The organism is Arthrobacter sunyaminii, assembly GCF_018866305.1.
GTDB classification, from domain to species: domain Bacteria; phylum Actinomycetota; class Actinomycetes; order Actinomycetales; family Micrococcaceae; genus Arthrobacter_B; species Arthrobacter_B sunyaminii.
This window is the reverse complement of record NZ_CP076456.1, coordinates 3503112-3517000: the sequence shown is the minus strand read 5'-3', so window position 1 is coordinate 3517000 and position 13889 is coordinate 3503112. Positions and strand designations below refer to the sequence as shown.

The following is a 13889-nucleotide window of genomic DNA, read 5'->3' as shown; positions in this document are numbered from 1 at the left end:
AGTGGCACCCCGGGCGCCGCCGGCCGCTGGAAGAGCCGGAGTTCCCAGCCGGTTGTTCTACAGAGGAGTGGAAGCTATGCCTGAACCGTATGCCTCGGCTGCACCCACCGAACGCACTTTTGGCAAGCGGCAAATCCAAGCCGGCCACGCGCTCATGATGGTCGTCGGCAGGATCATTCCCTATCCCATTGGGGAAGTGTGGGCGGCCCTGACGGACCCCGATGCCCTGGAGAAATACGTGGGACGGCCCGAGGGAGATTTACGGCGGGGAGGCAGCTACGAGCTCCCCGACGGGACCAGGGGCGCTATCCTGCGGTGCGATCCGCCCCGGTTGCTGACCGTCTCCTTTACCCGTCCGGGCGGCCAAACGGCCGAACTGGAAGTGCATTTGGCTGCAGAGGATTCATATACGCATGTGGAGCTGAAGTACGCCTCGGTACGCAGCGGCTTCTTCCTCATTAACTCGGATTCCGGGGAATGGGCAGCGGGCCCGGGATGGGAATTCTTCCTGGACCACCTCACCGGCCATCTCGGCGGGGAGGAATTCCAGGAAACTATGGGAGTGATTGGCTGGGCCTCGCTGGAGGGGGAGCAACTGCGGCTGTACGAGGCGCGAAACGCCCAGTGGGAGCGGGCCAAAGAGGACTGGGACCACGAGCACGAAGCCGTGCCCGGCCTCTCCTAGAACGGGCTCGCGCAGTCCGGAAACTGCCTTCGATATTTTTGGGTCCAAGTGCGCGCAAACCGTGCCTCATTGTCGTGCAAACGCCGTGGATAACCTATACAATTCAAGTTGAGTCGAATTGACTCAACTTTGTTGCGTCCGGTGGGATGATCTTTTCTAGGACTCGCTCCGGAAGCTGGAATCCAGTTTGAGCTTGGAAGGAACCCGTAGTGGACACCAAATTCACCAACAAGAGCCAAGAAGCGCTCCAGGCAGCTGCCATGAACGCTGCCACAGCGGGCAACCCGCAAATCGAGCCTGCCCATCTCCTGAAAGCACTGATGGACCAGCGTCAGGGGGTTGCGGTGGCCCTGCTGAAGGCAGCGGGCGTGAGCGCTGATACGGTCAGCGCCGCAGCGTCCAACGCGATCCACTCCCTGCCGTCATCTTCGGGCTCCTCCGTGGCACAGCCGCAGTTCTCGCGCTCCATGCTGCAGGTGATCACTGCGGCTCAGCAGGAAGCCGAACAGCTGGGCGACGCGTACGTGTCCACCGAGCATCTGCTGCTCGGACTGTCCCTGGACAGCGGCGCGGCCGGCAAGGCACTGCGGGACAACGGAGCCGGCCACGACGCTTTGAAGGCAGCCCTTCCATCTGTACGAGGAGACCGAAAAGTGACCAATGCTGATCCGGAAAACACCTTCCAGGCGCTGGAGAAGTTCAGCACCGACCTCACCGAGATGGCCCGCAGCGGCAAACTTGATCCGGTCATCGGGCGGGATTCAGAAATCCGCCGCGTTATCCAGGTGCTGAGCCGCCGCACCAAGAACAACCCTGTGCTGATCGGCGAACCGGGCGTGGGTAAGACCGCCGTCGTCGAGGGGCTTGCCCAGCGGATTGTGGCAGGCGATGTTCCGGAGAGCCTCAACGGCAAAACCCTCCTGTCCCTGGACCTGGGGTCCATGGTGGCCGGCGCCAAATACCGCGGCGAGTTCGAGGAGCGCTTTAAGGCCGTGCTGGAGGAGATCTCCAACGCCGAAGGCCAGATTGTCACCTTCATCGACGAGCTGCACACCGTGGTGGGCGCCGGGGCCGCTGAAGGCTCCATGGACGCCGGGAATATGCTCAAGCCCATGCTGGCGCGGGGGGAACTGCGCCTGATTGGCGCCACCACACTGGATGAATACCGCGAAAACATCGAAAAGGACGCCGCGCTGGAGCGGCGCTTCCAGCAGGTTTACGTGGGGGAGCCCAGTGTTCCGGACACCATCGGGATTTTGCGCGGCCTGAAGGAACGCTACGAGGCGCATCATAAGGTGGCCATCGCCGATGCTGCCCTGGTGGCCGCGGCTACGCTGTCCAACCGGTACATTACGGGCCGCCAGCTTCCGGACAAGGCTATCGATCTGGTGGACGAGGCCGCTTCCCGGCTGCGGATGGAGATTGACTCCGCGCCGGAGGAAATCGACGAACTCCGCCGCGCTGTGGACCGGTTGACCATGGAGGAACTGGCGCTGGCAAACGAGACGGACGAAGCCTCGGTGGAACGGCTGGCTGTCCTGCGCGAAGACATGGCCAATAAGAAGGAAGAGCTGGCTGCCCTGAACGCCCGTTGGGAAGCGGAGAAAGCGGGCCTGAACCGCGTGGGTGATCTGAAGGCCCAGATCGATGAACTGCGCAGCGAGGCGGAGAAGTTCCAGCGCGACGGCGACCTCACGGAAGCTTCGAGGATTCTTTACGGTGAAATTCCCGCGCTGCAAAAGGAGCTGGAAGCTGCCCAGCAGGCGGAAGAAAGCAAATTCGGCGAGGAAACCCATGAACTGATGGTCTCGGAGGAAGTCACGGCGGACGACATCGCCGAGGTTGTCTCCGCTTGGACCGGTGTTCCGGCCGGCCGGATGCTTCAGGGCGAATCACAAAAGCTCTTGGACATGGAGGCCAACATCGGTTCGCGCCTGATTGGCCAAACCAAGGCAGTGAGCGCCGTCTCGGACGCAGTCCGCCGTTCCCGCGCCGGTGTCAGCGACCCGGACCGGCCCACCGGTTCCTTCCTCTTCCTGGGACCCACCGGCGTGGGCAAGACCGAGCTCGCCAAAGCGCTCGCCGAGTTCCTCTTCGACGATGAGCGTGCCATGGTGCGCATTGACATGAGCGAATACTCGGAGAAGCACGCGGTTTCCCGCCTGGTGGGAGCGCCTCCCGGATATGTGGGGTACGAGGAGGGCGGCCAGTTGACTGAGGCGGTGCGCCGCCGGCCGTACTCCGTCATCCTGCTGGATGAGGTGGAAAAGGCCCATCCGGAAGTCTTTGACATTCTGCTCCAGGTGCTCGACGACGGCCGGCTCACCGACGGTCAGGGCCGCACCGTGGACTTCCGCAACGTCATTCTGATTCTGACGTCCAACCTCGGGTCCCAGTTCCTGGTGGATCCCGGTCTGACGGAAGATCAGAAGCGGGAGTCGGTTATGTCCATGGTCAACGCCAACTTCAAGCCGGAGTTCCTGAACCGGCTGGACGACGTCATCCTGTTCGATCCGCTGAGCCTGGAGGATCTGTCCAAGATCGTAGACATCCAGGTGCAGGCGCTGGCTAAGCGGCTGCATGAACGCCGTCTGGTTCTGGACGTCACCGACGCGGCCCGCGAATGGCTGGCGCTGACCGGGTATGACCCGGCCTACGGCGCCCGCCCGCTGCGCCGGCTGGTGCAGCGCGAAATCGGCGACAAGCTGGCGCGGGGCATCCTCGCCGGCAGGATCAGTGACGGAGACACCGTGCTGGTGGACCGCCCGGAGGGAAACGTGAGCATGGACGGCGAGGAGCTGGTGACGGAACCGGTGGGTCTGACGGTGGAAGCCGCCTAAGCGGCCGGCCTGGCTGCCCTCGGGCAGCTAGTCGGCGAGCAGTGAGGCAGTCAGGTCCGCTTCTCCGCTGGAAACCACAAAGCAGTCGATGCGGCGGTCGCCGTCCTCCCACGACTCGCGGGTGGGGATGACCTTGTTCTCCTGAAGCTCCAGGTCAGGGGAGTCGGTCAACGCCTCGGAATAGCGGACCTGGGCGCAGATCTCAGTGGCCCGTTCCGACAGTGCCTCGGTGCCGGGGAACTCGTCGCCGTCCGGATAGGTGGCTGCGGCGACCAGCTGGGCATTGTGCGGAGTCTCGCAGGTGACCACCGTGACGGGCTCGTTGACTCCGGCGAAATTGGCAAGGCAGGCTCCGGCATCCAGTTCTATGGGCGCAACGTTCTCTTCCAGCACCCCCGGTTCCTTTTCCGAACCCAGGATCACGGTGAAGAACAGCACCACGAGGACGGCGAGCACCCCCAGCACACCAATGATGAGCAGGGTGCGCTTGGTTGTTCCGTTGCCGGAAGGTTCCCCGGATGATTCGGATGGTGCTGCGGTGCCGCGTGGCTCAGCGCCGCGGCGGGAACGCCGGGAGTCCGCAGGTTCTGCAGCGGCCTGCGGCTCCGCAGCTTCGCCGTTGCCGGAGGTCCCATCCATGTTGCCATCGGAGCGGGGAGTCTCCTCCTTCGGGGATTCGTCATCCGCGGTCCCTGTGTCATCCGCGGTCCCCGTGCCAGTCATGGGAGCCGCTGCCGTTATTCCCGCGGTGTGGCTGACCGCCGCAGGATGATTGGCAGCCGGATCGGTGAGGACAGCCGCATCCGCCGCTTCAGCCTCCACTGCCTTAACTTCTGCAGTTGCATCGTTGAGCGAGGCGGCGTCGGCTGCATCGGAGCTGATGTCCGGGCTGCCCAGGGACGGCTCTTCCAGCGTGACATCGTCCGGGTTGGTCAGTTCCGGTTCCTCACTCATCATTGCGTCAGGCTCCGCGTCAGCGGGTTCAGCGGCTGTACTGCCGCCGTCGTCCTGTCCGGCTTCGGTGCCTTCGAACGCGGCGGACCAAACGCGGGTGTCGTGTCCGATGTCCCCTGACAGCCACTGCGGTGGCTCGGCATGGGCTTCAAGGTCCGGCAGCCCGGGTGATGCAGCGGTCGCTGCCCCGGCCTCTTCCGCTGTTGGCTTTATCGGGGACGCTCCCGAAGCGGGAGGGGAATCTGTCCCCGGCGTGCTGTTTTTATCGCTCATGGTGAACGTCAGTCCTCCCTGTAGGCGGCCCGAAAAGGGCCCCAAATCTGTCTCTACCCCTGACTTTACCCAGTGTGGGTGCGGTCGTGCAGGATGAGGGGTGCTGGGCGCCGTGAACAATCCGGGGTCTTGGAGCGCCACATCGGGCGAGGCGGGGCACAAGGCGGCCCGAAAACATGTAACCTGTACTTACGACAAATTGACCAAATATTCCGGGGCCTCGCTCATCTTGCTCAGAGCGACCACCTCCGGATCGACGCAAAAAGGGGGTCACGCCATGGGGCGCGGCCGTCAAAAGGCAAAAGCAACCAAGCAGGCCCGGGAAATGAAGTACTTCACCCCGGCCACGGACTACTCGGCACTGCAGCGTGAGCTTGCGGGACCAACGAGCCGTCCATCGAGTCGATATCCCGAGGAACCGGCCGAGCCGGATTACTCGGCGTACGAAGACAAGTACGCGGATCAATTTGGCGACGATGACGACGATGAAGGTACTTCCCGCCGCATCGGCTAAAGCGGCACTTCAAAGCGTCGGCCAATTGCTATCCTTCAGCGGATCACCCTCGGGTGGATCCGCTGAAGGCCGTTAAGACGCGTTGCCGTCCGCAGCAGGACCTTTCCTCTCCCGGGACGGGGCACAACAAAGGGCGCCCATCGAAGCCGATGAGCGCCCTTTGTGTTGGGGTCCTGGTGGGGGCTTGGCCCGTTAGCCTGCGTAGTTCCCCACCAGCCGGACGGCACCGCCGTCGACGCCCTTGGCTCCCTGGACGTAGTCCGGGCCTGCCTGCGCCGGGCCTGCGGCACCTACTGTACCCATGACCCATGCGGGGACGCCGCGCTCCGCCAGCCGGGCCAGAGCCGCATCCGCGCCTGCCGCGTCCACGATGGCCACCATGCCCACTCCGAGGTTCAGGGTGCGTTCCAGATCGGACTGCGGCACATTGCCCAGCTCACCCACGAGCTTGAAGATGGGCGGCAGCTCCCAGGTGGAGCGGTCCACCGTCGCTTCGAGGCCCTTGGGCAGCACGCGTGCCAGGTTGGCGGCGAGGCCGCCGCCGGTGACATGGCTGAACCCATGGACGCCTGCGGTTTCCAGCCGGGCCAGATCCAAGCAGTCAGCGGCATAGACGCGGGTGGGTTCCAGGAGCTCTTCACCCAGTGTCCGACCGAACTCGCTGACCTGGCGCTCCAGCTGCCAGCCGGCACGGTTGATGACACTGCGGACCAGCGAGTAACCGTTGGAGTGCAGCCCGGAGGACGCCATGCCGATCACCACGTCGCCGTCGCGGACGCGTTCGGGGCCCAGCAGGTTGGCGGCCTCCACAACACCGGTGGCTGCGCCGGCGACGTCGTACTCGTGTTCGCCCAGCAGCCCGGGGTGCTCGGCGGTTTCGCCGCCCACCAGCGCGGTGCCGGCCACCTCGCACGCCGCAGCAATGCCGCGGACAATGTCCGCGATACGTTCCGGAACCACCTTGCCGCAGGCAATGTAATCGGTCATGAACAGCGGTTCGGCGCCCACCACCACAATGTCATCAACCACCATGCCCACCAGGTCAAAACCGATGGTGTCGTGGATGTCCATGGCCTGGGCAATGGCAACCTTGGTGCCCACGCCGTCGGTGGACGTTGCCAGCAGGGGCTTCTTGTAGGTCAGGAGCCGGGACACGTCGTAGAGCCCGGCAAAACCGCCCACCCCGCCCAGAACGGAGGAATTGTGGGTAGCCTTCACGGCTGCCTTCATCAGTTCAACGGCTTTGTCTCCGGCTTCAACGTCCACGCCCGCAGAGGCATAGGTGATGGCGGTGTCGGACGAGCTCATACGGCTTCCTTCTTATCGGATTCGGTGAGGAGGTTCTCAAAGTCTGAATCTGGTCCGGGATCACAGCCGTTGGCGCTGTCTGCGTCCGCAGGGTTGGCCGGCGCCTCGGACTCCAGCAGGGACTTGCCCAGTTTGTCCGCTGCCGGCAGCTCAATCGGATACACGCCGGTGAAGCAGGCAGTGCACAAGCGTTGGCGGGGCTGCTGGGTGGCTCCGATCATGCCGTCCTCGGAGATGTACGCCAGGCTGTCGGCCCCGATGGACGTGCAGATTTCCTCCACGGCCGCACCGTTGGCAATCAGTTCTGCACGGGAGGCGAAGTCGATCCCGTAGAAACAGGGCCACTGGACGGGCGGCGAGGAAATCTTGACGTGCACCTCTTTGGCGCCGACTTCGCGCAGCATCCGCACAATGGCCCGCTGGGTGTTGCCGCGCACAATGCTGTCATCGACCACCACCACGCGCTTGCCCCGGATCACCGATTCCAGCGCGTTGAGCTTGAGTTTGATGCCCAGCTGACGCAGCGTCTGGCTGGGCTGGATGAAAGTGCGTCCCACATAGGAGTTCTTGACGAATCCATGGGCGAACGGAATGCCGGACTCTTCGGCATAACCCACGGCGGCGGGAGTTCCGGACTCAGGCACGGGAATGACAATATCCGCTTCGACCGCGTACTCGCGGGCGAGCTGGCGGCCCATTTCCACCCGGCTTTCATACACGGAGCGCCCGTTGATGACGGCGTCGGGCCTGGCCAGATAGACGTATTCAAAGACACAGCCGGCAGGAGTGGGCTCGCCGAAACTGCTGCTGCGGATCCCGTTCTCATCAATGGCAATGAACTCACCGGGTTTGATTTCGCGGATGAAGCTGGCGCCCACGGTGGCCAGGGCGGAACCTTCCGAGGCTACGACCCAGCCGCGGTCCAGCCGTCCGAGGACCAGGGGGCGCACCCCGTAGGTGTCACGGGCGGCATAAAGGGTGCCTTCATCCATGAACACGAAGGAGAACGCGCCGCGCAGTTTGGGCAGCAGCTCCAGGGCCGTTTCCTCGAGCGAGCGGCCGTCGGAACCGTTGAGCAGGGCCGTGACCAGTGCCGTGTCCGAGGTGTTGCCCTGGGCGATCTCGCCGGAACGGGGCCGTCCCTCGCGCTCAACGATCATTTCGTAGAGTTCAGCAGAGTTCGTCAGGTTCCCGTTGTGGGCCAGCGCCACTGTGCCGCTGGCGGTTGCGCCGAGAGTGGGCTGTGCGTTGGCCCAGTGCGAGGCACCGGTGGTTGAGTAGCGGCAGTGTCCCACCGCGATGTGACCGCCCAGGGTGTTCAGAGTCGTCTCGTCAAAGACCTGGGACACCAAACCCATGTCCTTGTAAACGCTGATTCTTGAGCCGTCACTGGTGGCTATGCCGGCGGACTCCTGTCCGCGGTGCTGCAGTGCGTAGAGCCCGTAATAGGTAAGTTTTGCTACCTCTTCGCCGGGGGCCCAGACGCCGAAAACTCCGCAGGCATCCTGCGGACCTTTTTCGCCGGGCATGAGATCGTGGGAAAGCTTTCCATCACCGCGTGCCATGAGATTAGTCTCTCACGCCGCGGGCAAAGCCAGACCTTCATGCGCAACCATTACGGCCGCTGGGAGCAGGACTACTCTTCGTCCCGTTCGACGACGGCACGGCGGGTTTTGCGGACACTGTTCCAGTCCAGGAGCAGGGCAACCAGGGCGCCGAGGCACACACCCGGAATCGCGAACATGATGGTGAAGAAGCCCAAGGTGGCTTCCCGCGTGTACGTGGGATTTTCCGGGCCGATATAGGCGACCAGCAGCGCCGCGATGAAGCCGGCGATCACGCCCAACAGGAGGAAGGGGACGAAACGGGGGGCACGCCGGACGGTAATTTCGCGGCGTTCGGGACTGTGCTGCTGGGAATCCATACGAAAATTCTACCGGCAGTAGAGGTTATTGGCCTGCACGGAAGAGCGGCAGCCACTCAGACAGGTTGGCCCGCAGCCCTGACGCAGCCACTTTTCCGGCCTGAACGGACTCATTCCAGGACTGCTGCCCGGAGACCAGACCCAGCCAGGTGGCCGCGTCGGTTTCGATCACGTTGGGCGGGGTGCCGCGGGTATGCCGGGGGCCGGCGACGCACTGGGTGACGCCGAACGGCGGCACCCGAACCTCTACGCTGTTGCCCGGCGCGCGCTCCGCCAGCTCTTCCAGCGAATAGCGGACGGCCGTGGCCAGGGTGTTCCGGTCCGGTTTCGTCCCTGCAGCAGTGGCAGCGAGGGCAGCGCGCAGCGCAGCTTCGCCGTCGGTGGCGGGGACCCGTCGTCGTGCCATGAGTTGCTCAGCCGGTCCGCTCAGGAATCCAGGAGTGCGGAATCCAGCAGCGCCGTCACGGGTGCGCCCAGGCGGATGCTGCCCACGGGTGCGCCGCCGCCCAGAACGGGACGGACAATCTTGTCCAGCACCGCGCTGATTTTGCCGGGATCCACCGCACCGCTGGCGGCCAGCAGGGTCAGGCCCACCAGGGACGCGGCCCGGGTGTCGCCGTCGAGCATCTTCAGCGCCACTGACACACCGGTGTCGGTGCCCAGGACCAGGACGCCTTCGGCGCCGTTCTTGGAAATGATGCCAAGGTCCTCCATCACCACCGTGTTTTCACGGCCGTGGCCGTGAACGGCCCAGGGGTAGTCCAGCATGGCGGTGGCCACCGTTGCGGCGCGGGCATTGCCGTGTTTCCCGGACGGGGCCTTGGCCAGGCGGCCGATGCCGCGGGCCAGTCCGGTGAGCGAAACAGCGGCCAGGGGCGCACCGCAGCCGTCGGTTCCCCAGTGGCTGACGCTTTCGCCGGTGAATTCTTCGATGACGCCGGCGATGCTCTGCTGGAGGGGATGCTGCGGGTCCAGGTAGGTGGCGTGGTCCCAGTTGTTTTCGGTGCAGGCCCAGAGGAAGGCGGCGTGCTTGCCGGAGCAGTTGAAGGCCAGCTTGTTTTTGCCCTTGCCGGCACGGATCAGCTCATGGCGGGCGGCCTCATCCTGCGGCCAGTCTTCGGGGCACTGCAGATGGTCCTCGGTGACGCCGGCGGCGGCCAGCATCGTCTTGACTACGTCCGTGTGCTCCTTGGAACCGGTGTGGCTGGCGGCGGCCAGCGCCACCTGCGGCCCGCGCAGGGGGACCCCGGCCTGCATGGCGGCCACGGCCTGGAAGGGCTTCAGGGTAGACCGAGGAAAGATGGGGGTGGTGATGTCGCCAAGGGCGGTGACAACGGTTCCGTCGGCGGCCATGACCACGGCGGACCCGATATGGCGGGACTCGATGAAACCGCTGCGTTCAACAACGGCAAGTTCAACGGCATCGGACGCAGTAAAAGTGGCAGGCATGTTTCTATTCCACCATGAACTGAACGGACTGCCAGCCGGAGGCGCCGTCCGGAACCGTGTCGGCCCGGGCGCCGGTCTGCACACCGTCCTGCGGGTCCGTGGCGCGGGCCCGGACCGTGTGGTTGCCGCTGGAAAGGTCATCGGTGCGGAAGGACCACTGGCGCCAGGTATCCACCGATGCCTCGGCTGCCAGAACGGCGGGCTGCCAGTCGCCGTTGTCGATGGAAACTTCCACGCCGGTGATGCCGCGCTGCTGGGACCAGGCGGTGCCGCCCACGTCCACGGGACCCGCAGGCACGCGGGCAAACGACGCCGGGACCTCCACCCGGGCCATGGTCTTCACCGGTGCCTTCTGGGCCCATCCGCGGTCCGTCCAGTAGGCGGTCTGCGCGTCGAAACGGGTCACTTCCATGTCCACGATCCACTTGGTGGCGGAGACAAATCCGTAGAGCCCGGGCACCACCATCCGCACGGGATAACCGTGCACCGGGGGCAGCGGTTCACCGTTCATTCCCACTGCCAGCAGGGCGTCACGGTCATCCTGGAGCACTTCCAGCGGAGTGGAGGCGCTGAAGCCGTCAACGCTGGTGGAGAGCACCATATCCGCGTCCGCGGCAGGCCGTGCCCGTGCCAGCAGTTCGCGCACCGGAAGTCCCAGCCACTTGGCGGTGCCGGCCAGATCTCCGCCCAGTGGATTAGAGACGCAGGTCAGCGTGAGGTGACGCTCAACCAGCGGCGAGTCGAGCAGCTCGGCAAAATTGATCCGCACTTCCTCCTCCACCATCCCGTGAATGCGCAGCTCCCAGGTTTCCGCATCGATTTCCGGCAAGCTCAGGGCGGTGTCAATCCGGTAAAAATCCGCGTTGGACGTCAGCCACGGGGTCACTCCCGCCACGGGTGACTGCAGCCCGGCCGGCAGGGCACGTGCCGGGTCAGCGGCGGCCGGCAGCTTCAGGGCCGCACGGAAGGAAGCAGTGGTGTTCCGGGCTGCGGCGATGGCCCGGCCGCCGGCCGCGGCGGCAGTTCCCGCGATGACGGTCAGCCCGGCGGCAGTGAAAAAGCCCCGCCGGGTGGGGCGGTTCCGGAGCGGAGCGGGGGGCCGGCCGCCACCGGATTCACCGGACTCGGCGGCAGGAGTGCGGCGGATCAATCCGCGCAGGACGCCGATCCCCACTGCGGTGCCCAGCACCGTGGGGATGGCGTCCACCGGGGAGGCGCCGGCCCTGGTCACCACGCAGGCCACAATCACCGCACCCATGATGAGGACGGCGGCTACGCCGAGCCCCCAGCGGCGGTGCGCCAGTATCCCTGCGCAGGCCGCGAGTACCGCGATGGTCAGGGCCATGCCCGCGAACAGAGCTGCCTTGTCATTGGTACCGAAGGTTTCCACCGCGAAGTTCTTCAACCACAGGGGGGTGAAGTCAATGAAGGCGGATCCCAAGGCAATCAGCGGGCGGGCGCGGGCGGTGAAGAAGGACCCCGCCAGTTCCGCTGCAGCCAGGACGGTTCCGGCGGCGAGGATGCCCGCCAGCGCGGCGTAGAGCAGGGCTGGAAGGTTCCGGGGCCGGCGGCTTGGGTACTTCGGGGAAGCGGTCATGGCTCCTATTCGCGGCGGGAGGGCGTTTGTATGGGTGCGGCCACTGTGCCGGCGCTGCTTCGTCACAAGGTCGCCGTTCTTTCTGCTGCCGAAGCGCACCCAGTACGCTGAACTACTGTGAAGGTTCTAGTTGTTGGCCCCGGCGGCCGCGAACACGCCCTTGTCCGATCCCTGCTGGCAGATCCGTACGTCCGCGAGGTGCACGCAGCCCCCGGAAACGCGGGCATCGCGCAGATAGTTCCGGTGCACCCGGTCAACGCGTCCAGCCCGGAGGAGGTGACGGCGCTGGCCCGCAGCCTCGACTCGGACCTGGTGGTGATCGGCCCTGAAGCTCCGCTCGCCGCCGGCGTGGCCGATGCCCTCCGCGAAGCAGGCATCCCCGTTTTCGGCCCCTCGAAGGCGGCCGCCCAGCTGGAGGCGTCCAAGGCTTTCGCCAAGCAGGTGATGGCAGCGGCGGGCGTTCCCACCGCCATGGCCCGGATGGCATCCAACCCGGAAGAGGCCGCCGACGCCCTGGACACTTTCGGCGCCCCCTACGTTGTCAAGGATGACGGGCTCGCCGCCGGCAAGGGAGTGGTGGTCACCTCTGACTGCGACGAGGCTCTGGCCCACGCCCGCGCCTGCTTCGATGTTGGCGGCACCGTGGTGATCGAAGAGTTCCTGGACGGCCCCGAGGTGTCCCTCTTTGTCCTCTCCGACGGCCGCAACGTGGTGCCGCTGACACCGGCACAGGATTTCAAGCGCATTTTTGACGGCGACGGCGGCCCCAACACCGGCGGAATGGGCGCCTACTCACCGCTGGCCTGGGTGCCGGCGGACCTTGTTGAGGACGTTGTCCGCCGCGTGGCCCAGCCTACGATCGATGAGATGGCGGCGCGGGGCACTCCGTTCGTTGGAGTTCTGTACTGCGGCCTTGCACTGACGTCACGCGGGATGCGGGTCATTGAGTTCAACGCGCGGTTCGGCGATCCGGAAACCCAGGCCGTGCTGGCCCGGTTGAAGACTCCGCTGGGCGGGTTGCTGATGGCCGCCGCGAAGGGCGAGTTGGATGCCATGGAACAGCTCAAATGGGATCCCCGGACGGCGGTTGCCGTGGTGGTTGCCGCCGCCAATTACCCGGACACGCCGCGCACCGGTGACCGGATCCGCGGATTAAAAAAGGCCGAAAGGCTCGACGGCGTGCACGTGCTGCATGCAGGCACCGCCCTCAATGATGACGGGAAAGTGGTGTCCGCGGGCGGGCGGGTGCTCGCCGTCGTCGGGCTGGGCACCGATCTGGAGGCAGCACGCGCGCTCGCCTATGCGGGGGTGCAGGAGATCCGGCTGGACGGCTCGCAGCACCGCAGCGACATCGCCCTGAAAGCACTGCGGGGTGAGGTCACGGTGCCCGCGGGCTCCCAGTCCCCCGCGGGCCGTGATGTGGAAGGAGAGCTGGCATGAGCGCCCCCGAACTGGCCGGTTGGACCCACGTCTATTCCGGAAAAGTCCGCGACCTGTACGTTCCTGCTGATCTGTCCGCACCGGGGGCGGGGGAGAAGGTCCTGGTGGTGGCCAGCGACCGGATCAGCGCCTATGACCATGTGCTGTCCAGCATCATTCCGGACAAGGGCCGGATCCTCACCCAGCTGAGCCTGTGGTGGTTCGACCAGCTCGGCAACGTCCCCAACCACGTCATTTCCGCTGATGAGGGTGTTCCTGCCGAAGTGGCCGGCCGGGCCATGATCTGCAAAAAACTGGACATGTACCCCGTGGAAGCCATTGCCCGCGGCTACCTGACCGGGTCCGGGCTGGCCGAGTACCGCCGGTCGCAGACGGTATGCGATGTGCCCCTGCCCGCGGGACTGGTTGACGGCTCACGGATCGACCCCGCGATCTTTACCCCGTCTGCGAAGGCCGAGGTGGGCGAGCATGACGAGAACATCAATTACGACGCCGTTGTGGCGGCTGTCGGTGCCGAAACGGCTGCGAAGATCCGCGACCTGACGCTGGACATCTACACTGCGGCCGAGGCCATTGCCCGGAGCCGCGGGATCATCCTGGCGGACACCAAGGTGGAGTTTGGGCTGGACCCCGCCACCGGCCTGGTGACATTGGGAGACGAGGTGCTGACCCCGGATTCCTCGCGGTTCTGGGACGCGTCCCTGTACGAGCCGGGCAAGGCCCAGCCGTCCTTCGACAAGCAGTACGTCCGGGACTGGCTGACCTCCCCTGAATCCGGCTGGGACAAGGCGTCGGACACTCCGCCGCCGGCCCTGCCCGCCGACGTCGTCGAGCGCACCCGCTCCCGCTACGTCGAGGCGTACGAGCGGCTGACCGGGCGGACTTTTACTTGATGTGTAAGGCGT

At 65.4% G+C, this 13889-nt stretch carries 12 protein-coding genes; 5 read left to right on the top strand and 7 right to left on the bottom strand.

Going from position 1 to position 13889, the window contains the following annotated elements; all coding sequences use genetic code 11:
• Window positions 1-76 precede the first annotated feature (76 nt).
• Both KG104_RS15935 and clpB read left to right on the top strand, forming a co-directional pair.
• Complete coding sequence (locus KG104_RS15935) at window positions 77-685, top strand: SRPBCC domain-containing protein (RefSeq protein ID WP_207347727.1); 609 nt, start codon at window positions 77-79, stop codon at window positions 683-685.
• Window positions 686-894: 209 nt separating this feature from the next.
• On the top strand, window positions 895-3525 hold the full coding sequence (clpB, locus tag KG104_RS15930) for an ATP-dependent chaperone ClpB (RefSeq protein WP_104053125.1): 2631 nt from the start codon (window positions 895-897) through the stop codon (window positions 3523-3525).
• Window positions 3526-3552: 27 nt separating this feature from the next.
• On the opposite strand, the gene KG104_RS15925 is transcribed toward clpB, so the two are convergent.
• Entirely contained in the window at window positions 3553-4752 is a 1200-nt protein-coding gene (locus KG104_RS15925; protein ID WP_207347728.1) for a septum formation family protein, read from the bottom strand.
• Between the two features lie 277 nt (window positions 4753-5029).
• Here KG104_RS15925 and KG104_RS15920 point away from each other — a divergent pair, with 277 nt between their 5' ends.
• Complete coding sequence (locus tag KG104_RS15920) at window positions 5030-5266, top strand: DUF3073 domain-containing protein (protein ID WP_104053710.1); 237 nt, start codon at window positions 5030-5032, stop codon at window positions 5264-5266.
• A 192-nt stretch (window positions 5267-5458) separates the two neighbouring features.
• On the opposite strand, the gene purM is transcribed toward KG104_RS15920, so the two are convergent.
• The 6 genes from purM to KG104_RS15890 form a co-directional block, all read right to left on the bottom strand.
• Window positions 5459-6574 (bottom strand): phosphoribosylformylglycinamidine cyclo-ligase, encoded by a 1116-nt coding sequence (gene purM, locus KG104_RS15915; RefSeq protein WP_104053123.1) that lies wholly within the window; start codon window positions 6572-6574, stop codon window positions 5459-5461.
• The gene (gene purF / locus KG104_RS15910) at window positions 6571-8139 is read right to left on the bottom strand and encodes an amidophosphoribosyltransferase (protein ID WP_104053122.1); all 1569 of its coding nucleotides are present in this window, start codon (window positions 8137-8139) and stop codon (window positions 6571-6573) included. The genes purM and purF overlap by 4 nt, the downstream gene beginning before the upstream one ends.
• Window positions 8140-8210: 71 nt before the next feature.
• Entirely contained in the window at window positions 8211-8498 is a 288-nt protein-coding gene (locus KG104_RS15905) for a hypothetical protein (protein WP_104053121.1), read from the bottom strand.
• Window positions 8499-8523: 25 nt separating this feature from the next.
• Window positions 8524-8904, bottom strand: coding sequence for a sterol carrier family protein (locus KG104_RS15900; RefSeq protein ID WP_104053120.1), 381 nt, complete (start codon window positions 8902-8904; stop codon window positions 8524-8526).
• A 20-nt stretch (window positions 8905-8924) separates the two neighbouring features.
• Window positions 8925-9947, bottom strand: coding sequence for an asparaginase (locus tag KG104_RS15895; RefSeq protein ID WP_104053119.1), 1023 nt, complete (start codon window positions 9945-9947; stop codon window positions 8925-8927).
• Between the two features lie 4 nt (window positions 9948-9951).
• Window positions 9952-11544 carry a molybdopterin-dependent oxidoreductase gene (locus KG104_RS15890; protein ID WP_207347729.1) on the bottom strand — a complete coding sequence of 531 codons (1593 nt, stop codon included), beginning with the start codon at window positions 11542-11544 and terminating at the stop codon, window positions 9952-9954.
• A gap of 117 nt (window positions 11545-11661) precedes the next feature.
• On the opposite strand from KG104_RS15890, the gene purD reads away from it, so the two are divergent.
• Both purD and KG104_RS15880 read left to right on the top strand, forming a co-directional pair.
• Window positions 11662-12984 (top strand): phosphoribosylamine--glycine ligase, encoded by a 1323-nt coding sequence (gene purD / locus KG104_RS15885; RefSeq protein ID WP_207347730.1) that lies wholly within the window; start codon window positions 11662-11664, stop codon window positions 12982-12984.
• A complete protein-coding gene (locus KG104_RS15880) occupies window positions 12981-13877 on the top strand; it encodes a phosphoribosylaminoimidazolesuccinocarboxamide synthase (RefSeq protein WP_104053116.1) in 897 nt (298 codons plus the stop codon). Before purD ends, KG104_RS15880 begins: the two co-directional genes overlap by 4 nt.
• Window positions 13878-13889: the final 12 nt, after the last annotated feature.

What these genes read in the sequence shown, in the direction of transcription:
- KG104_RS15935 (WP_207347727.1), top strand. Translation starts at nt 77, where the DNA reads ATGCCTGAACCGTATGCCTCGGCTGCACCCACCGAACGCACTTTTGGC.
- KG104_RS15925 (WP_207347728.1), bottom strand. Translation starts at nt 4,752, where the DNA reads ATGAGCGATAAAAACAGCACGCCGGGGACAGATTCCCCTCCCGCTTCG.
- KG104_RS15920 (WP_104053710.1), top strand. Translation starts at nt 5,030, where the DNA reads ATGGGGCGCGGCCGTCAAAAGGCAAAAGCAACCAAGCAGGCCCGGGAA.
- purM (WP_104053123.1), bottom strand. Translation starts at nt 6,574, where the DNA reads ATGAGCTCGTCCGACACCGCCATCACCTATGCCTCTGCGGGCGTGGAC.
- purF (WP_104053122.1), bottom strand. Translation starts at nt 8,139, where the DNA reads ATGGCACGCGGTGATGGAAAGCTTTCCCACGATCTCATGCCCGGCGAA.
- KG104_RS15905 (WP_104053121.1), bottom strand. Translation starts at nt 8,498, where the DNA reads ATGGATTCCCAGCAGCACAGTCCCGAACGCCGCGAAATTACCGTCCGG.
- KG104_RS15900 (WP_104053120.1), bottom strand. Translation starts at nt 8,904, where the DNA reads ATGGCACGACGACGGGTCCCCGCCACCGACGGCGAAGCTGCGCTGCGC.
- KG104_RS15895 (WP_104053119.1), bottom strand. Translation starts at nt 9,947, where the DNA reads ATGCCTGCCACTTTTACTGCGTCCGATGCCGTTGAACTTGCCGTTGTT.
- KG104_RS15890 (WP_207347729.1), bottom strand. Translation starts at nt 11,544, where the DNA reads ATGACCGCTTCCCCGAAGTACCCAAGCCGCCGGCCCCGGAACCTTCCA.
- KG104_RS15880 (WP_104053116.1), top strand. Translation starts at nt 12,981, where the DNA reads ATGAGCGCCCCCGAACTGGCCGGTTGGACCCACGTCTATTCCGGAAAA.